Annotated in this window: 20 protein-coding genes and 3 pseudogenes; 15 read left to right on the top strand and 8 right to left on the bottom strand. The window is 37.4% G+C overall.

The genetic code is table 11. The features are described from left to right. The 8 genes and pseudogenes from ACFX4X_RS08435 to ACFX4X_RS08400 all read left to right on the top strand — a co-directional run. Window positions 1-470: pseudogene (locus tag ACFX4X_RS08435) on the top strand (IS3 family transposase); the annotation flags it as partial. A gap of 332 nt (window positions 471-802) precedes the next feature. After that, complete coding sequence (locus tag ACFX4X_RS08430; RefSeq protein ID WP_284470528.1) at window positions 803-1,555, top strand: DeoR/GlpR family DNA-binding transcription regulator; 753 nt, start codon at window positions 803-805, stop codon at window positions 1,553-1,555. Window positions 1,556-2,100: 545 nt separating this feature from the next. Then, window positions 2,101-3,081 carry an ABC transporter substrate-binding protein gene (locus tag ACFX4X_RS08425; RefSeq protein WP_377382929.1) on the top strand — a complete coding sequence of 327 codons (981 nt, stop codon included), beginning with the start codon at window positions 2,101-2,103 and terminating at the stop codon, window positions 3,079-3,081. Window positions 3,082-3,160: 79 nt separating this feature from the next. After that, window positions 3,161-4,726 carry a sugar ABC transporter ATP-binding protein gene (locus tag ACFX4X_RS08420; RefSeq protein ID WP_377382927.1) on the top strand — a complete coding sequence of 522 codons (1,566 nt, stop codon included), beginning with the start codon at window positions 3,161-3,163 and terminating at the stop codon, window positions 4,724-4,726. Between the two features lie 80 nt (window positions 4,727-4,806). Further along, complete coding sequence (locus ACFX4X_RS08415) at window positions 4,807-5,709, top strand: ABC transporter permease (protein ID WP_225988884.1); 903 nt, start codon at window positions 4,807-4,809, stop codon at window positions 5,707-5,709. 58 nt (window positions 5,710-5,767) lie between these two features. Then, window positions 5,768-6,799 (top strand): annotated as a pseudogene (locus ACFX4X_RS08410) (glycoside hydrolase family 32 protein); the annotation flags it as partial. A gap of 78 nt (window positions 6,800-6,877) precedes the next feature. After that, on the top strand, window positions 6,878-8,812 hold the full coding sequence (locus ACFX4X_RS08405; protein WP_377382933.1) for a glycoside hydrolase family 32 protein: 1,935 nt from the start codon (window positions 6,878-6,880) through the stop codon (window positions 8,810-8,812). A gap of 117 nt (window positions 8,813-8,929) precedes the next feature. Continuing rightward, a complete protein-coding gene (locus ACFX4X_RS08400) occupies window positions 8,930-9,895 on the top strand; it encodes a carbohydrate kinase family protein (RefSeq protein ID WP_377382925.1) in 966 nt (321 codons plus the stop codon). Between the two features lie 1,296 nt (window positions 9,896-11,191). Here the strand turns inward: ACFX4X_RS08400 and ACFX4X_RS08395 are convergent. Further along, on the bottom strand, window positions 11,192-11,464 hold the full coding sequence (locus ACFX4X_RS08395) for a hypothetical protein (protein ID WP_061463501.1): 273 nt from the start codon (window positions 11,462-11,464) through the stop codon (window positions 11,192-11,194). A gap of 198 nt (window positions 11,465-11,662) precedes the next feature. Beyond that, a complete protein-coding gene (locus tag ACFX4X_RS08390; protein ID WP_061463500.1) occupies window positions 11,663-13,282 on the bottom strand; it encodes an ABC-F family ATP-binding cassette domain-containing protein in 1,620 nt (539 codons plus the stop codon). Window positions 13,283-13,622: 340 nt separating this feature from the next. On the opposite strand from ACFX4X_RS08390, the pseudogene ACFX4X_RS08385 reads away from it, so the two are divergent. After that, a pseudogene (locus ACFX4X_RS08385) lies at window positions 13,623-14,024 on the top strand (RDD family protein). A gap of 349 nt (window positions 14,025-14,373) precedes the next feature. Here the strand turns inward: ACFX4X_RS08385 and ACFX4X_RS08380 are convergent. Then, the gene (locus ACFX4X_RS08380) at window positions 14,374-14,613 is read right to left on the bottom strand and encodes a hypothetical protein (RefSeq protein ID WP_061463498.1); all 240 of its coding nucleotides are present in this window, start codon (window positions 14,611-14,613) and stop codon (window positions 14,374-14,376) included. Window positions 14,614-15,102: 489 nt separating this feature from the next. On the opposite strand from ACFX4X_RS08380, the gene ACFX4X_RS08375 reads away from it, so the two are divergent. Continuing rightward, complete coding sequence (locus ACFX4X_RS08375; protein ID WP_377382923.1) at window positions 15,103-17,361, top strand: HelD family protein; 2,259 nt, start codon at window positions 15,103-15,105, stop codon at window positions 17,359-17,361. Between the two features lie 38 nt (window positions 17,362-17,399). Here the strand turns inward: ACFX4X_RS08375 and ACFX4X_RS08370 are convergent, their stop codons facing one another. Then, complete coding sequence (locus tag ACFX4X_RS08370) at window positions 17,400-17,921, bottom strand: GNAT family N-acetyltransferase (protein WP_377382921.1); 522 nt, start codon at window positions 17,919-17,921, stop codon at window positions 17,400-17,402. A 142-nt stretch (window positions 17,922-18,063) separates the two neighbouring features. Here ACFX4X_RS08370 and ACFX4X_RS08365 point away from each other — a divergent pair, with 142 nt between their 5' ends. Both ACFX4X_RS08365 and ACFX4X_RS08360 read left to right on the top strand, forming a co-directional pair. Beyond that, the gene (locus ACFX4X_RS08365) at window positions 18,064-18,255 is read left to right on the top strand and encodes a hypothetical protein (protein WP_089364340.1); all 192 of its coding nucleotides are present in this window, start codon (window positions 18,064-18,066) and stop codon (window positions 18,253-18,255) included. A gap of 79 nt (window positions 18,256-18,334) precedes the next feature. Next, window positions 18,335-18,748, top strand: a complete 414-nt coding sequence (locus tag ACFX4X_RS08360) for a hypothetical protein (protein WP_061463494.1) — start codon at window positions 18,335-18,337, stop codon at window positions 18,746-18,748. A gap of 96 nt (window positions 18,749-18,844) precedes the next feature. Here ACFX4X_RS08360 and ACFX4X_RS08355 read toward each other — a convergent pair whose 3' ends face one another. After that, complete coding sequence (locus ACFX4X_RS08355) at window positions 18,845-20,035, bottom strand: alanyl-tRNA editing protein (RefSeq protein WP_377382919.1); 1,191 nt, start codon at window positions 20,033-20,035, stop codon at window positions 18,845-18,847. Window positions 20,036-20,093: 58 nt separating this feature from the next. Between ACFX4X_RS08355 and ACFX4X_RS08350 the strand changes: the two genes are divergently transcribed. Further along, a complete protein-coding gene (locus ACFX4X_RS08350; RefSeq protein WP_377382917.1) occupies window positions 20,094-20,336 on the top strand; it encodes a response regulator in 243 nt (80 codons plus the stop codon). Window positions 20,337-20,499: 163 nt separating this feature from the next. Then, entirely contained in the window at window positions 20,500-21,372 is an 873-nt protein-coding gene (locus ACFX4X_RS08345) for a CvfB family protein (protein WP_061463491.1), read from the top strand. Between the two features lie 48 nt (window positions 21,373-21,420). Here ACFX4X_RS08345 and ACFX4X_RS08340 read toward each other — a convergent pair whose 3' ends face one another. Genes ACFX4X_RS08340 through ACFX4X_RS08330 form a run of 3 tightly spaced genes read right to left on the bottom strand, consistent with a single transcriptional unit; the run spans window position 21,421 to window position 22,503 of the window. Further along, entirely contained in the window at window positions 21,421-21,990 is a 570-nt protein-coding gene (locus ACFX4X_RS08340; RefSeq protein ID WP_061463490.1) for a manganese catalase family protein, read from the bottom strand. Between the two features lie 12 nt (window positions 21,991-22,002). After that, window positions 22,003-22,269 carry a spore coat protein CotJB gene (locus tag ACFX4X_RS08335; RefSeq protein ID WP_284470536.1) on the bottom strand — a complete coding sequence of 89 codons (267 nt, stop codon included), beginning with the start codon at window positions 22,267-22,269 and terminating at the stop codon, window positions 22,003-22,005. Then, on the bottom strand, window positions 22,270-22,503 hold the full coding sequence (locus ACFX4X_RS08330) for a spore coat associated protein CotJA (protein WP_061463488.1): 234 nt from the start codon (window positions 22,501-22,503) through the stop codon (window positions 22,270-22,272). Between the two features lie 257 nt (window positions 22,504-22,760). Between ACFX4X_RS08330 and ACFX4X_RS08325 the strand changes: the two genes are divergently transcribed. After that, window positions 22,761-23,594 (top strand): 3D domain-containing protein, encoded by an 834-nt coding sequence (locus ACFX4X_RS08325; protein ID WP_377382914.1) that lies wholly within the window; start codon window positions 22,761-22,763, stop codon window positions 23,592-23,594. Window positions 23,595-23,745 lie beyond the last annotated feature (151 nt).

Here is a 23,745-nt window from a genome sequence, read left to right as displayed (position 1 = left end):
ATTACGTATATCCACACGTTAAAAGACGGATGGTGTTATTTAGCTTCTGTATTGGATCTTCATTCAAAGAAAATAGTTGGGTATTCCTTTTCACGTTCTATGACGACAGATCTGGTCATAAAAGCTTTCGATAACGCTCACTCTTCACAAAAGCCCTCGGAGGGCTTAGTTCTTCATACGGGTCTTGGCTCACAATATAAAAGCAGTGAGTTTACTCATCATACCCAGAATCATCATATTAAGCAATCCTTTAGTCAAAAGGTTGCCCGCACGATAGTGCCTGTATTGAATCCTTTCATGCGATACTAAAAAAGGAAGAAGTCAACCACGTCCAGTATCTAGATTACCAAACAGCTAAATTAGCGATATTCCAATTTATTGAAGGTTGGTATAACCGAAAAAGAATTCACAGCAGCTTAGGATATAAAACTCCACAAGCTATTGAAGACCAAATTAGAAATGCAGCTTAAGATTTAACTTTTTTGTGTCCAAAATATTGACTCAAATCCATTCTTTAGCTAATTGTTGTAGAGAAGATGGGATAAGTAGTTTTGAAGTTCTTGAGAAAAGAGATTCATCTCGTCTGAAACAGAAAAACTCATAGAAAACGCCATCCTTCCTGTATATTTCTACAAAAAGAATAGCGTTTTTTCGTTGTGATGATACAAATTCACCATAGCTTGTTGGCGGTACCCCTAATATAGTTCTCACATGTCACTGCAAAATTCTATATACTAAAATTAATTAAACTAGAATACACGAAGAACCTTTAAATAGAAGTGTAATACGAGGAGGAGATAACATGCTTATTACGGAACGGCATCAATTAATTTTAAAGCTGTTAAAAGAAAAGGGGAATGTTAAGATTCATGAGCTAGTAGAATTAACAAATACTTCAGAATCTACTTTGCGTCGTGATCTAGATCAATTAGAAAAGCAGAACTACTTAAAACGAGTACATGGTGGAGCTTCACTTTTACATAGTAAGCGAGACGAACCAAGTGTGTTTGAGAAAATAACGCAGAACCTTGAGGAAAAAGCTAAGATAGCAAAATATGCGGCAGAACTAATTTTGGACGGCGACTGTGTTTATCTTGATGCTGGAACAACAACGTATCAGATGATCAAACATTTAAGGCAAAAAGATATCGTTGTCATTACAAACGGAATTGATCATTTAGATGCATTACTTGAAAATGAAATATGTACATATTTTATTGGTGGGTTTGTTAAAAAGATTACTAAAGCAACAGTTGGACGTTATGCATACGAAAGTATAAAAAAATACAGATTTGATAAGTGTTTCATGGGTGCGAACGCTATTCATTATAATTTTGGATTGACTACCCCAGATCCAGAAGAGGCGCAAATAAAAGAAAGAGCCATTTTCTTGTCACGTGAGGCCTTTGTATTAGCAGATCATACAAAATTTGGAGAAGTATCATTTTCTAAGTTTGCAGATTTAAACCAAACAAAAGTTATTACGAATGAAGAAAGTACAATAACGTTAGGAAAATATAAGGAGAAAACGGAGATAATTATTGTGAGGGATTAAAAACTAAATTTGCTATCGTTGAAGGAAAGCTGGTATTCAAACTGTCGATTCAGACAGTTTGAATACCAGCTTTTTTGAAAATTCTGAAATTATTTTATTGGAAATTTACCCCTTTGTTTTATCAATATAATAAAGAATGCTTGATTCATTGTAATGTGATCAATTAACAATGAGGGAAAATCTGCTCCATCTATTAAACATTCCATTTGAAAGTTTAATATTTTATGTTATCAATATATTTTTTGTAATAATTGGTACCATTGACAATTACAAACAGCTTTAATATAATCAAAATCAATCAAAACCAACCAAATTCATTCAATTGTAATTATAAGGGGTAAAGGGTAATTATATTGTTTTACGAGGGATGAAAGCGTTATCAATAAAAAGTCAATGTGAAAAAACTATCAAAATCAACCATATCTCCATTATTTCAACCAAAAATATTCATTTAAGGAGGTGATCTAGTTTAAGAGATTGAGAGCGGTAACAATTTCTCGTTCTGTAGCTAATTATTTTCATCTTCAAAAACTAGGGGGATTAATATGAAAAAATATGTAAAAATTCTAGGAATACTAGTTTTGACTTTTGTAATTGCCGCGATGACGGCATGTAGTGGGGCTAGTGAATCATCAAATGGACCAACAGATGGGAACGAAGGACAAAAAGGTAACAAACAATTAACGATCGGTGTAGCAGTGGGGAGTTTAGCAAACCCTTTCTTCGTCTCCATGGCTAAAGGTGCTGAAGAAGCAGGAAAAGAATTAGGTGCTGAAGTTCTAGTTGAAAGCGCTGAATATGATCTAGCAAAACAAGCAGCTCAAATTGAAAACTTTATTACGAAAAAGGTAGATATCATTCTTTTAAATGCTGTTGATACAAAAGGAATTGCGGCAGCTGTTCAACAGGCCAAAGCTGCTGATATTCCAGTAGTTGCTGTAGATACTAATGCTGAAGGTGGTGTCGATGCAACTGTTACTTCAGACAACTATCAAGCTGGTAAACTGGCCGGAGAATATGTGATTGAAAAATTAGGTGGAAAAGGAAAAATAGTTATTATTGATGGACCTCCTGTTTCGGCTGTATCTGATCGTATTCAAGGATTTGAAGATGCAATAAAGGATTCCGAAATTAAAGTTATCGCGAAGCAAAATGGAGAAGGGAATCGCGAAAAGGCATTAACGGTGATGGAAAGTATTTTACAAGCTAATTCATCAGGCTCTATTGACGCTGTATTTGCGATTAATGATCCAGCAGCAATTGGTGTTGAAATTGCTCAAGAGCAAGCGAATCGTAAAAATGAATTTTTCATTGTCGGTGTGGACGGTGCTCCTGAAGCCACAGAAGCAATGGCAAAGGAAGGAAGTACAATTGCTGCAACTTCAGCTCAGTCACCTAGTAACATGATCAAAAAAGCTGTTGAAATCGGAATGAAAGTGAAAAATGGTGAAGAAGTTGAGGAGCTTATTAAAGTTCCAGTTGAGATTGTAACTCAAGATACATTAGATTCTTACCAAGGTTGGTAAGCCTCTTTCAATAATAGGCTGATAAGGATTCCTCCTTTAATCAGCCTCTTCAAATCAATATAAGGGGTGAGATAAAGGTATGGCTGTCAATGAAATGTCGCTTAAAGGCCAACAAATTCTAAAAAAGCCAGTGTTGAATATGGAAGGGATTGGTAAAACGTTCTCAAGTGTAACCGTATTGAACAATGTGAGAATGGAACTTTATCCAGGTGAAGTACATGCATTAATGGGAGAGAATGGCGCTGGAAAGTCAACTTTCATGAAAATCCTCGCAGGCATTCATACACCTGATGACAATGGTGGGAAAATCTACTTGAAAGGTCAACCAATTTTATGGAAGGACCCTACTGATGCAAGGAACAAAGGAATTAGTGTTATTCATCAGGAGTTAAACCTTTCTCCTAATTTAACAATAAGTGAAAATATCTTAATGGGTTCGAACTTTCCTAGAAATGGTTTAGGAATGGTGAAATGGGATGAGGTCCATGAACGTGCCCAAGAGGTGTTAGATTCAATGGGGTCGAATCTAAATCCACGCCAATTGGTTTCGACCTTAAGTGTTGCTCAACAACAAATGGTCGAGATCGCCCGAGCATTATCCTTTAATGCAGAGGTACTCATAATGGATGAACCAACCGCCTCTTTAACAGATAAAGAAATAAAAAAGCTGTTTGAAATTATTGATGATTTGAAAAAGCAGGGAGTTGCTATTGTATATATCTCTCACAGAATGGAAGAAATCTTTAAAATTTCTAATAGGTTCACTGTATTACGTGACGGCGAATGGATTGCAAGTGGGCCGATTGAAGAGACAAATCCTGATCATCTCGTAAAGCTGATGGTAGGAAGGGATTTAAAGGACTTGTTTAATCGGTCAAAAGCTTTTGGCACAAAAAATCTAACGGAAGTTTCACCTGTACTTGAATTGAAAAATGTTTCTGATAACACAATTGTAAAGAATGTATCTTTAAAAATTTACCCAGGTGAAATTGTTGGTTTAGCGGGGCTTGTTGGAGCTGGCAGAACAGAATTGGTTAGGGCCATTTTCGGTTTGTCCGAGTTGAAAAGTGGCGAAATATTGGTTGATGGTCAATCTGTTAGAATCAAATCCTCAATAGATGCTATTGCTAATAGGATTGCACATGTACCTGAAAGCAGGAAAGAACAAGGGTTATTTTTATCAATGTCCGTAAAAGAGAACATCATAATGGCTGAATTGAAAAAACACGCTAAAGCAGGAATTGTTAATTGGAAGCAAGCAAATGAAAGCGCTAACCAATATATTGAAGACTTAAATATAAAAATAGCTTCCCCAGAACAGCAAGTATCAAACTTAAGTGGTGGGAACCAACAAAAGGTAGTGATCGCTAGGTGGCTATCAATTGCACCAAAGGTACTACTACTTGATGAACCAACACGAGGGGTTGATATAGGTGCCAAGACTGAAATCCACAAGATTGTTTCAAAGCTTGCAGATGAAGGATTGGCCGTTTTAATGATATCATCTGAACTTCCTGAAGTATTGGGGGTAAGTGATCGAATACTTGTCATGAGTGAAGGAAGGTTAACAGGCGAGCTTTCGAAGGAAGAAGCTACACAGGAAACAATTATGCGTTTAGCTACCAAAGGGGGGAGAGAGAAATGAGAGGGAATACGCAAACTATTACACATTCACAACGCCTAAATATAGGAAATGTCCTTTATTCTTTATGGAATAGGCTTGGCATGATCATGATTTTATTATTATTGTGTGTAGTACTTTCATTTACAGCACCAAATTTTTTAGATACAGCCAATTTATTGAATGTATTAAAACAGGTTTCCATTATTGCTATTTTAGCTGCTGGGATGACAATCGTTATTTTAACTGGTGGTATTGATTTATCAGTTGGTGCAACAGTTGCTCTATCAGGCGTTATCTCAGTCATGGTCTCTTCTGCAGGAGTTAATCCTATTATTGCGATGTTATCAGGCGTACTAGTAGGGTATGCAGTAGGACTGATTAATGGTTTTCTTACAGCCAAAGCAAAGTTACCAGCATTTATTGTTACACTAGGCAGCTTCACATATGTTCGTGGACTCGCTTATGTCATTAGTGGCGGTTATCCAATTGTTTTACAAAACGAAACATTTAAATTCATCGGTGGTGGAAGTATTTTCGGAATCCCCACTCCTATTTATATCATGTCTTTAGTATATGTTGTGATGTTTTTTGTTCTTAAATATACGATGTTTGGTCGTCATATTTATGCGATTGGTGGCAATGAAGAGGCAGCTCGGTTAACTGGAATTAAGGTTGAAAAGTCTTTAATCAATGTGTATTCGATTAGTGGTTTACTAGCTGGTTTAGGAGGAGTCGTTTTAGCGGGAAGGTTGTTTTCTGGACAGCCAACTGCTGGTCAAATGTATGAATTAGACGCAATTGCTGCTGTTATTCTAGGAGGAACAAGTTTAACAGGTGGAAAAGGGAAAATAATAGGAACAATTATTGGGGTTTTAATTATGGGGGTGATCAGTAATGGGTTAACTCTAATGGATGTCAACTATTATTGGCAGTTAGTTGTAAAAGGTGGAGTCATTGTGGCAGCCGTTTTATTAGATCGATTGCGCGGAAATAGTCCAGCATAACGATCACATGTCATTTTAGATTTTAAAAAAGGGATGTGAAATAAAAGTGAAGAGGAGTATTAGTATTCTACTAATATGTTTAACTGTCCCTTGTTTACCATTTAATAGTGCATATGCAGAAGATCCTGGGTATTATAATGAACCATACCGTAATCAATTTCATTTTTCTCCTGAAGCTAACTGGATGAATGATCCGAATGGTATGGTTTTTTATAAAGGTGAATATCATTTGTTTTATCAATATCATCCGTATGGAACGACATGGGGACCGATGCATTGGGGGCATGCTGTCAGTAAAGATCTTGTTAATTGGGAGCATTTGCCGATTGCTTTATCGCCGGATGAAAACGGCCAGATTTTCTCGGGGAGTGCTGTTATTGATTGGAACAATACAGCTGGCTTTGGAAAAGAAGCAATGGTTGCCATCTTTACGCATTCAGGGGAGAAGCAAGTCCAAAGTATAGCGTATAGCCTAGATGAAGGAAGAACTTGGGAAAAGTATAAAGGGAATCCCGTAATGCCAGACCCTCCTATACAAGATTGGCGCGATCCTAAAGTATTTTGGCATGAAGAATCAAACCAATGGGTTATGTCGTTAGCGGCTAAGGATAAGATCATGTTTTATACCTCACCTAATTTAAAAGAGTGGGAGTATGCAAGTGAATTCGGCGAAGATGGTGGAATACAAGCAAATAGCTTAGACAGAACTTCTTATGCCATGTCATCCCAGACAGGTGAATCATTTAGCTATGAGGGAGATATTACCCTTAATGAGAAGAATGGGAGAGAAGGGGCAGGCGGTTTAGTTTTTCGGTCAGATAGGAGTGCAAAGAACGGCTATGTTGCAAGCTTTGATGCCAAAAACGATGTCATAACATTAAGTAAGAATGTAGATGGAACAAATGAGGAAATTGCGAGAAAACCTTTTACCCTCAAAACTTCAACTACCTACCATGTGAAGGTGGAAACAGATGGGGATCAAATTCAAGTCTCTGTAAACGATCAATCCGTTATAAAAAAAACAGATATAGAATTCGATTATGGATACTATGGATTGTCAGCGTGGAATTCAACGGCTGCCTTTCGAAATGTGGAGTTCAAGAATACATCTAACTTTGAAACCAATTTATCAAAATGGACAGATGTAAACGGTAGCTGGGAGAACACGATGGATGGAAAAAGTGGAACCTCTACGGAGGATGCTTTTGTAATGAGTGGTCAAACAGGGGATAACTTTTTTTATGAAGCAAACATTGAGATATCTGGGGGAAAAGGTGGCAATGGAGCTGGCTCGCTCGTTTTTCGTGCAGATCCTAATGGAACAAACGGTTATATGGCGAATATCGATGCTTTAAACGATACAATAAAAATCATGAAAATCGAAAATGGAGACATATCCATTCTAGCTGAAAAAACAATAAATCTAGATACAGATAAAAGGTACCATTTAAAAGCAAGCACCCATGGAAAAAATATTAAAATTTCTTTAGATGGAAATCTCATTCATGATGTAAATGATTCAACTTTTTCATCAGGGCATTTTGGCTTAAATGTTTGGAATTCATCCACGTTATTCCAAGATGTTCAAGTTGGTAAGAACATCATGACAAATGAAAAGGAAATTATTAATCATGATTTTGAGGCAGGTGATCTAACTGGGTGGAGTACAATCGAAGGTAATGCTTTCACAAAAGATCATGTGACAAATGTATCATCATACTGGGGAGGGGATTTCGGCCACCAAGGAAACTACCACTTATGGGGGTTTACTGATCTACAAAAGGGAGATGACGCAACAGGTGAACTGCACTCCTCATATTTTAAACTAGGTGGCTCTGGAGAAATCAACTTTCTGTTGGGCGGTGGTAATGATATCAACACCCGCTATGTTTCGTTAGTGAGAGCCTCTGATGATCAAGAATTAATTCGACAAGCCAATACCAAATTTAAAGAAGAAAAATATCATAAATACGTCTGGGATGCGTCTAAATACATTGGAGAAGTGTTATATATTAAAGCTGTAGACCAAGCTACAGGTGGTTGGGGTCATATAAACATGGATGATGTTAATGTTTATAATGAAGGGGCCATGCCAAATGAAGTAGACCAAGTTGCCAAAGAGCCTGAGAAAGACGATTCGAAAGAAAGCGGCATCCTTACAGACTGGTCTGCTGTTTCTGGAGAGTGGATACCTTCTACTCATGGTAGTAACGGAGGGATTTGGGAATGTCCTACTCTCATCGAATTACCAATTGAAGGTGACCCTTCAAAAACAAAATGGGTACTACAGGTAAGCATTAATGATGGCGCTCCTGCAGGCGGGTCAGGTATGCAATATTTTGTAGGTACCTTTGACGGGAAAACTTTTAAAAATGAAAACCCTTCCAATCAAGTGTTATGGACTGACTATGGGGCAGATTATTATGCCGCAGTAGATTGGAGCGGAATTGAGGGTAAGAATGGCGAAAAATATTGGATTGGCTGGATGAGTAATTGGCAATATGCAAATCATACACCAACTTCGACTTGGAGAAGTTCAACGACATTACCAAGAAAGATGGAGCTAACTCAGACAGAAGAAGGTTTACGTTTAAAACAAACACCAGTTTCTTTAAAAACCATTCGAGATAAGAGTGAAAAAATTTCATATAAAAATAAAGTCATATCTGGTGAAAGTAATCTCCTATCTAAACTATCAGAAGATACATTTGAAATGATAGCTGAGTTTGATGTAGATGATATAAAAGCAACTGAATTCGGCTTTCAAGTTCGTAAAGGAGCAACTGAATATACGACTATTGGCTATGATGTTGCCACCAAACAGTTATTCGTAGACCGTTCAAGTTCAGGAAGCTTTGATTATGGGAACAATGTAGTCGGTAAGCATGACGGACCGTTAAATGCAATAAATGGGACTGTGAAAATGCATATTTTCATTGACCGATCTGCTGTAGAAGTGTTTGGAAACAAAGGTGAAACGGTTATTTCTGATCAAATTTTCCCGGATCCATCAAGTAAAGGATTACAAATTTATAGCAAGGGTGGAGAAGTTACATTAAAGTCTTTGAAAATATACCCTTTAAAGAGTATATGGGAAAGATAAAGACTAAATTTCAATCCAATTAAAGAGGGGTTGATAGTAAGAGTTTATGAAGGCTGTCGAAAATGATCGATAGATTTTCATTTTACCTAAATCACAAGAATGGAGAGTGTAATGTAAATGAATAAAACAAACCGCGCAGTCATATGCGTTGGGGAGCTTTTGATCGATTTTTATTGTACAGATATTGATGTTAATTTAATGGAAGGTAATCATTTTCTAAAGAAAGCCGGGGGTGCACCAGCGAATGTCGCAGCTGCTATTTCAAGGCTAGGTGGGGAAACGAGTCTTATTGGAAAAGTAGGAAATGACCCATTTGGATTATTTTTAATAGAAACGATGAAAGAGGTGGGGGTTGATACATCGATGATTGTTACTGACGATTTAGCACCAACTACTTTAGCATTTGTTTCTTTACAAGCAAATGGTGAAAGGGATTTTGTATTCAATAGAGGAGCGGATCGAAATTTAACAGAGGATAACTTATACCTAGATAGATTAAGTGGTGCAAAGATCATTCACTTTGGATCTGCAACTGCATTTCTGGAAAACCCTTTTAAAACAACTTATTTAAAGGCAATGGAATTTGCACAAAATAGGGGGATATTTCTATCGTTTGACCCTAACTTCCGACATGATTTATGGAAAAATAGAGTGGCTGAATTTATTAGTTTAGCTAGAAAGGGTATATCAATGGCTGACTTTGTAAAAGTTAGCGAAGTAGAGCTTGAACTAATCACGGGAAAAATGGATAAATATGATGGAATAGCAATGCTCCATCATTTAGGGGCAAAAATAGTGGCTGTTACCCTTGGATGGGAAGGCACTCTTCTTTCAAATGGAAGTGGAATGAGTGTAATAAACAGCGTCGAAGTAAATTCAATTGACTCAACTGGTGCTGGTGATGCATTTGTCGGTGCTGCTTTATTTCAATTTGCAAATCTTGAGTCCTATGAAACAATTCTTAGTGATTTTAGTAAACTTAAAGAGATCATTCTTTTTGCAAATAAAGTAGGTGCCGTCGTGTGTACGAAGGTAGGAGCGATTTCTTCTCTACCAAACGAAGAGGATATATATAAGATTTAGTCTTCATCGTATTGTTTCGGAATGTGAAAAAATCGCGGTACACCTGGCTTAGAGAGTCTAGGTGCATCGCGATTTTTAGTTTATATAAGCGGTTGTTCAAGAAGGAACTAGTCTTTACACATTTAATAAGAAGTGGCGAAACAAATTACAAGACCTATTCGGCAAAAACCAATGACTGTAAAGTCTGTCCTTTCAGAGTGGAATGCTTCGGGAAAACAGCGACAAAGAACCATATCACGCCCTATCGCCCATGAACTATAGAAAACATGAAAAGGACAAAAACAAGTGGTTACAAACTGGTTCAAAAACTAAGAAGAATCTGGTGTGAAGGCTCATTAGGCACCATGAAAATAAAGCACAATTTATATTAGACATATAAGAGGGGCATTCAAAAAATCCATGAACAATGCCTCTTTTCGGCGTTGGCATTAAACTTAAAACGAATGATAAAAGTAATGAACTAGCTACAAAAAAAGGAAGAAAAATAATAAATAAACAGCAATTAACGATAAAAATCAAAATGGGGAAGGAGCAAAAGCTCTCCCCCCGTTTTGTCAACAGCCCCCTTATCCGGGGTTTTTTATGTTTCAATAGATGTACTGAGTATGGACGGAGGGTTTCTATGAGTAGGAATATATATACTGAATTTCAGATTAAAGAACTTGAAAAGAATCCAAATGCTTCCGAGCGATCTATTTCCTATAGTCCGGAATTTAAGACAAAAACTGTTTAGGAATATAAAAAGGGGAAATCTCCCTCTCAAATTTTCATTGACCAGGGATTTAATCTCGAAATAATTGGAATAATTGGAAAGAAACAACCTAAACGTTGTCTACAGCGCGGGCGTAGTACCTTTGAAAGGTTTGGTGAGGAAGGCTTCCTTACGGAACGCCGTGGAAAAGGAAGTACATCACGCCCCACTTCTAAGCCACAGTCTGTAGAGGACCAACTTAGGAAGGCCGAGGCGAGAATCAGATTCCTTGAAGCAGAAAATGACTTCCTTAAAAAAATTGGAAGAGCTAGAAAGGCAGGCTTTTTAAAAAGAAATGATTTTAACTGCTGCTGAGAAGTTCGTTGTTTAGAATTTGAAAAATGAAAGGTGGCAAGACAATTTGAAAAAATGGGAAAATGTAGCGTTTGGTAGTTCAATTTTTATTGTACTAACTTTCCTTCCTCCGTACCTTGATAAAATTGGTATTTCTCTTTGACTTAAATCAGTAAGTACTGTACTTTTTGGTGTTTTTTGAATGGTTTTCGCTAATAAAAGGCATGATCAGTTTATCTGGCCTTATATACTTAACAAATATGTTCGTCATAGTCTGTTTTCAAGTAATTCATCATCGTTTGTTTTTGGTGGGAATAATGAAAACAATTGAAGTAAAAGGAAAAGTCGTCAAAAAAGAGTGGGTTTTTATCATCGAAGCCATAAGTATGTAAAAAATCCGAAATTATTTTTTCTTGATCCACTAAGTCGAACAATCCGGATACATAAAATTGATAACTGAATTTATCATATAAAAAAAGGTATCCTGTATCCTCAAAGATATTTTTCACTAAATGACCATCCAATTTTAATTCACTCCTTTCTTACCAATATACCTTGTTATCCATTAAAGTATTCAGTGTTCATATTTCGGGGAATATCATTATATTTATTGCAGACTGTTTTTTATACCTTTAATGCATTAAAGGCTGGAAACAACTGTAGGAAAGATCGCAAACGAAAAAAGCACATCCCATAAGGGTGTGCCGCATATAACAAACTTCTTATTTATACATTTCTGCCACTTGTTTTTGCAATTGGCTATTTTCAAGGTACTCATCATAACTAATTTGCTTATCGATTGTTCCTTTTGGTGTAAGTTCAATGATACGGTTCGCCACAGTTTGGATGAACTGATGATCATGAGAGGAGAAGATCATCGATCCTTTAAAGCTGATCAAACCGTTGTTCAGCGCCGTAATCGACTCTAAGTCTAGATGGTTAGTAGGTTCATCAAGCATAAGGACGTTCGAACCGCTTAACATCATTTTAGAAAGCATACAGCGGACTTTTTCGCCCCCTGAAAGGACACTTGCCTTTTTGGTGACTTCATCACCAGAGAATAACATTCTGCCCAAGAAACCGCGCAGGAAGCTCTCGCTCTGGTCATTAGGAGAATATTGACGGAGCCAATCGACTAGTGTTAAATCGACACCTTCAAAGAATTCGGCATTATCCTTAGGGAAATATGCCTGAGAGGTCGTAACGCCCCATTTGAATGAGCCGCTATCCGGTTCAATTTCACCTGCCAAGATTTTGAACATGGTTGTTTTAGCAATCTCATCTTTACCGACAAATGCAATCTTGTCGCCTTTATTCATCGTGAAGCTGACGTTATCCAATATTTTTATGCCATCGATCGTTTTGGAGATTCCATCTACACGAAGCAGGTCGTTCCCGATTTCACGCTCAGGTGTAAAGCCGACATATGGATAGCGGCGCGAAGAAGGCTGTATGTCATCCAAGCTGATTTTGTCCAATAATTTCTTACGGGATGTCGCCTGGCTCGATTTGGATGCATTGGCACTGAAACGGGCGATGAAATTTTGAAGCTCTTTGATTTTTTCTTCTTTTTTCTTATTGGCATCTTGAGTCAGTTTAAGGGCAAGCTGGCTTGATTCATACCAGAAGTCATAGTTACCGATATAAACCTTGATTTTACCGAAATCGAGATCCGCGATATGTGTACAAACTTTGTTAAGGAAGTAACGGTCATGGGAAACTACGATAACAGTGTTTTCGAAGTTGATTAAGAACTCTTCCAGCCATTTGATCGCTTTTAAGTCCAAGTGGTTGGTAGGCTCATCCAGTAAAAGAACATCCGGTTTACCGAATAGTGCCTGGGCAAGCAATACTTTAACTTTGTCCCCACCGTTCAATTCGGCCATTTTCTTTGTATGAAGGTCTTCTGCAATGCCAAGGCCCTTTAAGAGGATGGAAGCTTCAGGTTCAGCTTCCCAGCCGTTTAATTCGGCAAATTCACCTTCAAGTTCGGCGGCTTTCATTCCATCTTCGTCCGTGAAGTTTTCCTTCATATAGATGGCATCTTTTTCTTGCATGACTTCGTATAATCTTTCATGTCCCATAATGACAACTTTAAGGACTTCTTCTTCTTCAAAAGCGAAGTGATCTTGTTTTAGAACGGCAAGGCGTTCGCCAGGCCCCATATGGACATCACCGGATTGTGCTTCAACTTCACCGGAAAGGATTTTTAAGAACGTCGATTTACCCGCCCCATTTGCACCAATCAGACCGTAGCAGTTACCAGGCGTGAATTTTATATTAACATCTTCAAACAGTTTACGATCGCCATATCGTAAACCAACATTATTTACAGTAATCATTTATTTACATTCCTCCAAAATCTTTTGTTTCAACGTTTCCAACACTTTGTTGCACTAGTTTTACGCTGATTCACTCAAACAGCAGTTTATATCCATTAATTTATTAAATGCCGTTCATTAAATTGTATCTTATTTCGTAGGAAAATTAAAGTTAGATTAGCAAAAACAAACGTTTATAAGCAAAAATTACTCAGGAGTTTAATATTGAAGAACAAGTATCGGCTGTAATGTAAGTTCTATTTTTTTGCAGAAAAAAATTATGAGCACAAAGGCTTATTACATATTAACCTTATAATTGGTAATATAGGTAATTGTAACTAATGCAAAAGGAGGGGCATATATGAGCGATTCAGTAGGGTTTTGGAAACGTTTTTTAGCAGGATTTTTGGATGCCTTAATAGTATCTGCACCAGTAGCGATAATTTTCGGATTAATTACCAGTGATTGGTAAAACGAAAACTTTTCAATGTTTGTCAACTTTCTTTACTTGCTGATTGTCCCGATACTATGGTGTGGCTATACAGTGGGTAAAAGGATTTTGGGTATACGCATAGTAAGGGTGGACGGTAAAAAATTAGGCATAGGCACAATGCTAATGAGGAATTTTGTTGCTACTTTAGTTTATGCCGTTACATTAGGGATAGGGTATATTGTCAGTGCATTCATGGTTGGATTAAGAAAAGATCATAGATCCATACATGATTTCATAGCTGGTACATACGTGACATCAAATAAACCATAAAGATTGATAAGCAGTTTAATAGCTGCTTTTTTTAATGCGAAATTACAAATTCAAATGGATATAATTTTTCATGGGAAACCCTTGAATGAACTCTAGGTGTATTTTCATCAAATATAAACAGGGCAAAGGAATTTACTGATTGTATTGGTGGGGAATTACATAATGAGGAATAAATATTACATTGGAAACCACGTTAGAATATCTAATCAATAATCAATTTAACATAATGCAGTTAAGGTGTTTTTTAAGGTCATGAATACGATCATTTAGTACACATGTCAGTGGAGTAATCGGGTGTTGTTCATACATTGTAAATGTAAAGGAACAGAAAAGCACTTAACCTATATGGTCAAGTGCTTTGGTTATTCAGAACTTCTCTATTTTGATTAATGATGATTTTATTTCTTAAAATCATTTCCTTATTATTAAGTCCAACATTCACTTCTTTGGTATTATTCACCTTTTCTAGCAGTGATACTACAGATATTTCTAATAATTCAGGGATAGACATATTTGTTTTAGATGATAAAATTTCAAGTTCATGGATTAATTTAGGGGATAGTATTGGTTGTCTCTCATTTATTTCCATGACGGTACCCACTTTCGTAAGAAAATTATTTAATTTTAATCTAAGTATATAACATGAGATTCCAATGAAACATTAAATTATCGTTATTTATGTTAAGAATTGATGACCTTTGTGGAAGAAAGGTCTAGCTGGGCACTTCCCCTATTAATAAGGGATCGCCTGATTGATGGGTCTAACATCTTTTTGATATACAATAAATACACTGCATATCATAATGAATAAAGAGAAGAGAATTGTCCATTGGAAGAAATGAAAATAAACTTCCTACTTCCAGAATGGAAATGACATTTTTAAAGATGTAATAATTAAATATGTCTATTTCGTATTTTCTGAAAAGCATTCAATGATTTTCCTTCTAAAAAAGTTAATTTCAACTATATAATTCTATGTGTCCACATTTGTCAACCATTGGGTTTTCTGATAGTATAAATGTCCATTTCATCTTAGCATCGGTTTTTAAAAGTTTGATAAATAAACGAGGAAGGGAGAGTGGTTATATTGGGAAGTCACCCTGATTTTGAACTGGAACGACAGCGGCTGGATTTTACCAAACGTTATATAGATGTAGTCATTAAAACATCAGAAACAAGCAAAGATCAATTTCAGCGGAATATGCAAGAAGCTTTTGGTGATGCCGATTGGTCTGAATCCGGCTTATATTCTCAATTGTTGACGACAGCCAACTTTTTTGAAATGTCCAAAGCTGAACTTGAAAGTTTACGTAAAGCAAGTAAAAAGCCCTACTTTGCAAGAGTGGATTTTGAAAGGAATGATGGTGAAAGAGGGGAGGTGCTTTATTTCGGAAAAACGTCCCTTTATCAGAGGGAAAGCCAGGAACAGATCATCGTAGATTGGCGTTCACCAATTGCAAACCTTTACTATGAGGGACGGATTGGTGAAATTGAATATGAGGCGGAAGGGGAAACGTTTAGCGGGAATATCACTTTAAAGAGACAATTAATGATTGAAGAAGGTGTCTTGGAAGAGGTAAGGGACATTGATCTAACAACGACGGATGAATTATTGCAGGAATCCCTCTCTAAAAGTTCCAGCAATCGGTTGACAGATATCATTACCACAATCCAGGAAGAACAAAATAAAATCATTCGTGCAGATTTGAATAAACCTATCATTGTTCAGGGCGCAGCGGGCAGTGGTAAAACGACAATTGCTTTACATAGGATCTCTTATTTCATTTACCACTATAAAGACTTGTTCGATCCGCGACAATTAATGATTCTTGCCCCGAGCCGGGTGTTCATTGATTACATATCTGAAGCATTACCTGAATTAGGTGTTGAAAAAGTAAAACAATTCACATTTTCCGAATATGTGCAGGCAGCGATAGGAAAGCAAGTGAAGCTTGTGCCTGATGATAAACTAACTCGAATGCTGGAAAAGGATGATGAAGAAATAAAGTCCGCTGTCTGGATATCAGGTCTAAAGGGCTCCCCCGTATTTAAATATATTTTGGACGAATATGTAAAGGATATTTTCAGGGGTTTTCATCCGGATGCAGATTTTTATTGTGATAAATATCGCCTCTATTCCGCTAAGAAGTTCATTAGATTATTGGAAGAGGATTATTGGTATTTACCGTTATACGGCAGGCTGGACAAACTGAAGGCCATTTTACAAAATGAAGTTAAATTGAAAAAGAAAATAATGCTTGATCGTGTTCTTGATTTTTATGAGGCTAAAATTGAGAAGGCTCTCATTAAGAATATAGATCCAGACATACGCAAGGAATTTGTTACAAAATGCCTCGATAAAAAAGAGGAAAGGATCGGACAGATCCAAAAAGCGATCCGTTCTTCTGTAAAAGGCTATTTTAAGCAATTCAAAAATAAAGATCTTCTACATTACTATCAGGAATTATATCAAGATCCGGAGCGGTTGGCCTCGTATAGTAATGGTAAACTTACTTTTGAAGATGCAAGTGCTTTATGTGAGTATAATCATAAATTATTTTCTGATAAAAGCTATGAGATGGAGGACTTAGGTGCATTATTATATCTTCAGGAGCGGCTTTTTGGTGTCGACAAAGAAAATAAAGCAAAAAATGTCGTCATTGATGAGGCTCAGGATTATAGTTTCATGCAGTTACAGGCACTCAAAACAGCAGTGGATACGGATATGTTCACACTAGTAGGTGACCTGGCACAAGGCATCCATTCATACCGGGGGTTACAAACATGGGATGAGGTCCACCATCGTATTTTCCCGCGGGCGACGTACACTGAATTACAAAAAAGCTATAGAACCACTGTTGAAATAATGAAACAAGCTAACCGGATTCTTCAGTTGTTAACCTACGATTTCCCGGAAGTTGAACCTGTAGTCCGGCATGGCAGGGATCCAGAATTCATTTCCATTGAAAAGAAAGGTTGGGAAGAAGAGCTGATCGAACTTATTGAAAGCCTTAAAGGAGAGGGATTTAAAACGTTTGCCGTTATTGCCAAAACGATGAAAGATTGCAAACTGGCAAACGAGAAACTAAGTGCATTCCATCAAAGCTTTCATTTAATAGATGAAGCGGGAAACATTCCTAAAGATAAAACATTAATTGTTCCTTCATATCAAGCTAAAGGCCTGGAATTCGATGTCGTATTTGCAATATCCCTGGAAGAAGCGTATTGCCGTGAAAATGAGCTTGATATTAAACTGCTATACGTAACAATGACAAGACCATTGCACCGACTTTATTTTTTAGGTAATGAGAAAAATGCTTTCTTAATTGAGACATGAGAGGTGGAAGATGGAATGTAACCATCCTTCGGGTACGCTCACAAATGCAAAAGGATATCCTTAATATCTTGCCACCCAAAACCGACCTCGATGAGCTCGATGCCAGCCATTTTAACAGTTTTTTCAGCTATTACTTGACCGCCGAGCGCCTTGTAAAAACCGCATGAAGGATTATCCTTTAATGCCCAGATTATTAAATTCTTATGTTCCATTTTAATAAGTTCATGTATGACCGCTTTTATCATTTTTCGGCCGAATCCCTGCCGTTGATACTCTTTTAAAATATAGACGGCATATACTTCACCTTGAATATGCGGATCATTCGTTTGTTCAGGTCCACCCGCAGTGAAACCGATGATTTCCCCATGGGCATTTTCCGCAACAAAAGTGGCATTATGCAGCATCTTTAAATTTCTTAACCAGTTTTTCCTTCTGGCTTCCAGATTCAAGGAAGACAAGTATTGATCCGGGAGGATGCCTTTATAAGTCGTTTGCCAGCTGTTTATATGTACATTTGCTATTCCATTTACATCTTCTTCTATGGCTCTCCTGATTTTCATTAAAAACACCTTCTGGTTTTAGTATTTTTTTCTAGAATATCATGGAAAAAGTGAATAAGCATTTAATTTATGTTTATAACTTCATGATAAAGGATAAGAAATAAAAGAGAGATTCAAGCAGATGAAGGGAAGGATGAGAATGATGAAATTGAAAGTTGGTTTTTATTTTCCGGGAGGCAAAGAAATAGAGCATGAGGTAGAAGGAGATGACTCAACTCAAATGATTTCAAATATTCAAAAGCACCGTTATTATAATTTGGTTAAAGGCGATTGCCATTATGTCATAGATACGGAAAAAGCAGCTTATTTTTCTGTAACCGAAATATTTGATTGAGAATAAACTGCATTGGACTTTTGTTCCATTGCGGTTTATTCTTTTTGGTGTAAGGAACCGGAAAAGGGGTTAATGGACAATGAAAATCAATTTTACCAAGAAACAGTTTGAAACATTATTCAAAATGGTTCAGTACGGATATTGGGTTGCTTCCGATACTGAAAATAATAAAGAATTCAGTGAGGTTGAACAGTATCTCAATTCCTTTGCTAAAGATTTCGGAATGGAAGGAGTCCAGTTTTTGAAGGAATACGAAATATATGATTTAAGCAGGGAATTGGAGGATCAACTTCATGAAGTCATAGATGAGTATGAAGAAGGAGTATTCAGGGATAAGCTTGCCTATCATTTGGCAAGAAAAGAGTTTGCCGAAGAATCGCAAAACCATGAATATAATCAGGAGGAAGCCTTTAAACGTATCTTGGAGCTCGAAGAAAAATATCATATTCATATTGAAGAACAAGGGTTACGGAAATTAAAGATAGAAGTATAAAAAGAGAGAGGGCACAATTTGTCCTCTCTCTTCTAATTCTGAAAAAAATAAATTCTGTGTTCTTCACGAATGGGCATCACCCATATCGCAGAGGTTTTATTCACCTGAATTTTGGCCTAATCTTTCAACTGTGTATTGGTAAAATGCCATTAGGTCATTTTGTGACGCAAAACCTGCTTGTGCAGTCTGTTCGCTCCCTCCGCCTTTCCCATTATACGAACTGAGTTCAGCTTTAAAATATTTTCCGCAATGTAAGGGGAAGGACCCACTGTGCGAAAGAATCACCTTTTGCTCCTTACGTGATGCTAATAATACGGTAACCTTTTCCTTTTTTACAATCGTACCTGCAAGGTAAAGCAGATCTTTCATTGAGCTATCTTCGAATATATGAGAGATGAATCCCTCTGCATTTACTGCAATCAGAGAGTCAGCAAGAAAGTTTGCATTTTCAAGTTTTAAGTTTTCATTTACCGATAGTAGCTTCTTATAGTCATTCTCCAGTTTCTCCACCCTATTCAATATCTCTGTACGTCCGGTATTGAATTTATCCGATAAGGCTGAAAGAATACCGATACTTTCAGAAAATTCGTTCAATGCCCTGAAGCCGCACTTAAAATAGAGGCGGGTATAATCTTTCTGCTTCTCCGTTTTGAAAATCTTTATTAAGCCTATCTCACCAGTTCGAGCTACATGGGTTCCGCCGCAAGGGTTATACTCAATCCCTTCTATTTCAACAATACGGATATTTTCGGACACAGTAGGCATTTTAACGACAGGAAGTGTCTGTAATTGCTCCTTTGTCACGAAATATGCAAGTATTTCGCGATTCTCAATAATATATTGATTAACCTGCTTTTCAACTGCCGCCGTATGTACTTCAGTCCATTTAAATTCGGACGTTATATCGATCGTTAAATATTCCTTTCCAAGATGAAAGCTGACCGTATTCGAGTCAAACAGTTCGACACAGACTGCAGAGAGTAAATGCTGGCCGCTATGCTGTTGCATATGATCGAAGCGGCGGGGCCAATCCAGCTCACAGTGAACGATTTCTGAATCTGGCCTTCTCTCCGTCTTATGCAGAATCTTCCCATCATTGCTTTTTATAATATCCAGAACAGTGATTCCTTCTATTTTGCCAGTATCTGAAGGCTGTCCGCCCCCTTCTGGATAAAAAGCGGTTTCTTCAAGAGTGATGTAGTAAAAGCCATTTTCTTCAACGGACTCCTGGATAGTGGTATCCCATTCGGAAGTCATGGTGGACGTGTAATACAATTTTTTTGTCATGAATGTTTTCTTTTTCCTTTCAGTTAATCAATAAATTATATCACCGAAATAACTGATTATGAATGCCATAGTACTAGATATCCTTCTTGAAGAGGGAGAAATGGACGGCTGGGCGATCCTGAGGGAGTTAAAAGGATCCTGTGACTTGAATGAGATTCCCGTTTTTGTATCGACGGCACTTGATGAAAGGGTAAAGGGTATTTCATTGGGATTTAAGGATTTTTTAGTTAAACCATATAAACCGAGCCAATTATCCGAAGTAATTATGCATACCTTGTTGAGCAATGGTAACCAAGGATAGATTCTAGTCCCTCATGCATTCCACGAAGATGACAAGGGTTAAAAAATAAAAAACCGTAATGGGTATACAGAACAACAAAAAAATGATAAATTCAAATATGTTGGAAAAATAAATAATTGGGTACAATTGTAGGTAAAGGTAAGTTACAGGAGGATTTATATACATGCAAAAAATTCAGGCCGGTTTGGCTGTAGAGTTAGAAGTGGAACGTAAGGCTGATTTCGGATGGTTTTTAACTGATGGTTCAGAAGATGTCTTACTTCATCATAGTGAAATGAATGAAGGAACGGAACTTGAGCTTGGTGATGAAGTTACTGTGTTCATCTACCACGATAAACAAGCAAGGCTAACAGCCACAATGAAGATTCCCGAAATTCAGATTGATCAGTATGGTTGGGCGGAAGTTGTCAATGTGAAAAGGAAACTTGGTGTTTTTGTGAACATCGGCCTTTCCAAAGATATACTTGTATCCCTGGACGACCTACCGAATATTGATCGTTTATGGCCTGAGGTTGGTGATCGTCTATATGTATCCCTTAAGACAGATCGCAATGACCGCCTGTTTGGTAAACTTGCTACGGAAGATGTAATCCAGGAGATTGCTGTAAAAGCTCCTTTAAAAGGAGTCCGTAACACCACTGTTAAGGGAAATGTCTATCGTTTGCTTATGGTTGGGTCTTTCTTTGTTTCCGAAGAAGGATATCGCTGCTTCATTCACGAAAGTGAACGCAAGGAGGAGCCCCGTCTTGGTGAATTAGTTGAAGGGCGCGTCATTGATAGTAAAGAAGATGGAACGCTAAACGTTTCTTTATTTCCCTTTAAACAAGATTTAATGGGGGAAGATGCTGATGTCATTTTCACTTATTTAATGAATCGTGGCGGTGCTATGCCTTATGGTGACAAAACACCACCTGATGATATCCAGTTTCACTTCGGTTTAAGCAAGGGAGCGTTCAAACGTGCTCTCGGCAAACTGATGAAAGAAGAGAAGATTTACCAGGAAGATGGATGGACATATTCTTCAGACCGTAAATGACAAAAAGGCAGCGGAAGCTTTTCCGTTGCCTTTTCTATTTGAATTTTATTAAAAAAACTTTTTTTTCCCTTTGTCCTCTTTTAGGATTTCTACAGCTTCTCTGAACCTCATGGAATGTACAATCTCTCTTTCCCTTAAAAATCTTAGTGAATCATTGATATCCGGGTCATCTGAGATGTCAATCAACCATTGATAGGTTGCACGAGCTTTCTCTTCAGCGGCAATATCTTCATATAAATCAGCAATAGGATCGCCTTTAGCTTGGATGTATGTGGCTGTCCATGGATCGCCTGCTGCATTTTGATAGAAAAGTGCACCATCATGATTCGCATAATGTTCGCCAAGACCTGCTGCAACCATCTGCTGTGGTGTGGCGTCCTTTGTAAGCTTATAAACCATGGTGGCAATCATTTCTAGGTGAGCGAATTCTTCTGTTCCGATATCCGTAAGTAATCCGATGACTTTATCGGGTATTGTATATCGTTGATTTAAGTAACGGAGTGCTGCAGCCAATTCACCATCAGCCCCCCCGTATTGTTCTATTAAATATTTTGCCAATCTAGGATTACAGTCTCTTACTTTAACTGGATATTGCAGTTTCTTTTCATACACCCACATAGATATCTCTCCTTATACCTGCCAGGGCCAAGGGCCTTGGCCCCATTCCCATTTATTTTCACCGCCTGTACTGTTTCCAAAACCCAATAAGGGACCGTATTTAGGCTCAAAAACCGATTTCAATTGTTTGGAATATTCGTGAAATTGATTGAATTGCTGTAATGCTTGCTGGTCATTAGGATGTGTATCCAAATAATGAGTCAACTCGACAAGTACGAAATCAGCAGCCTGTATTTGTTCAAGCAGCTGATAATATTCATCATCCAGTTTCTTATTCATTTACGTCTCCCTTTCCCGATATGGATTATCATAGAAATCATAAAAGAACTTCCAAAGTGTACCGTATTTCAAAGCTTCCTCCGGTGTGAACTGCTCCAAATTCGGCGGTTGAAAATTAATATACAAATTAGGAGGTGTCCTGAAATACTTTCTCCCAATAGGCGGGCACGGATCGAATTTACTATGGAAAGGTTTGTATGATTTAACTAAGGTAAAAGTCTTTTCGCGAGTCAAAAAAATACCTCCTTTGTATAGATGTAGCCTCTAATTATTATGCTTGGGTAATACATAATATGACTCCATTAGTATGATGTGGGAGATAACTGGAAAAAGATGTGTTTTCGAAATATTAAAATATCTTGTTATAGTCCCGTTATCTTACTGTGATGTTTGTCATCTATTCTTTATCTGTTTGTTCTTTGTATAGAAAAAAACTATGTTAAGATTGAACTCGTTAGCTTATAAAGCAGCTCACAAGGAGGTAACAACATATGAAAAAATCAATCTTATCGTTAGCGGCAGCGGCTGCAATATCCGGTGCTTTCACAATTCCGGTTCATGCAGAAGATGTCAAAGTGAAAGATGGAGACACATTATGGGGGATATCTCAAACATATAAAGTATCAATAGAAGATATTAAGTCTTGGAACGATTTGTCTTCAGACATGATTTATGCCGGAGGAACCTTACATATTTCTCAAGAAGAGCATTATAAAGTCAAGTCAGGAGACACATTATCGGAAATTGCAGACAAATATGATGTAGCAGTAAATGATATTAAATCTTGGAACGGTTTAAATTCAGATACAATCCATCCTGATCAAGAATTGGTCATTAAACCAGCGGCTAACAAAGTCGAAGCGGCGAGTGTTGGGCCTGAGCAAAAATCAGAGCAAGCTGCACCAGCAGAACAATCAAAGCCAGAAGAACAATCAAAGCCAGTTGAACAGTCAAAGCCAGAAGAACAATCAAAGCCAGCAGAACAAACGGAACCAGCTGAAACAAACAATGAATCCAAGGATCAAGCAGGAATTAAAAAAGAGATAACTGTTAGAGCAACTGCCTATACGGCTGATTGTCAAGGCTGCAGCGGTACAACAGCCACAGGGGTCGACTTGAAAGCTAATCCTGATGCTAAAGTAATTTCCGTGGACCCATCAGTCATTCCACTTGGATCGAAAGTTTATATAGAGGGTTATGGCTACGCAACGGCAGCAGATACGGGCAGTGCTATCAAAGGAAATAGAGTGGACATTTATATACCTAACGAAAAGGATGCCGTGAATTGGGGCGTTAAAAACGTTAAATTGCAAGTCTTGAATTAATTCATCCATGCAAAACATGTTTATATATCGAAAAGAGTAGACACTGAGATTTAATGTGTCTACTCTTTTTGTCCTTTTGGTTCACGGGAAAAGCAGGTACAATGAAAGAAATAGATCCTTACCGATCCTTACAAGGTAAATAGGAGGAGTA

Origin of the sequence: Peribacillus sp. YIM B13481, assembly GCF_042787985.1 — a bacterium.
Taxonomy (GTDB): Bacteria; Bacillota; Bacilli; order Bacillales; family DSM-1321; genus Peribacillus; species Peribacillus simplex_A.
Note: the sequence above shows the minus strand (reverse complement) of the source record. Positions and strands in the feature narration are given on the sequence as shown.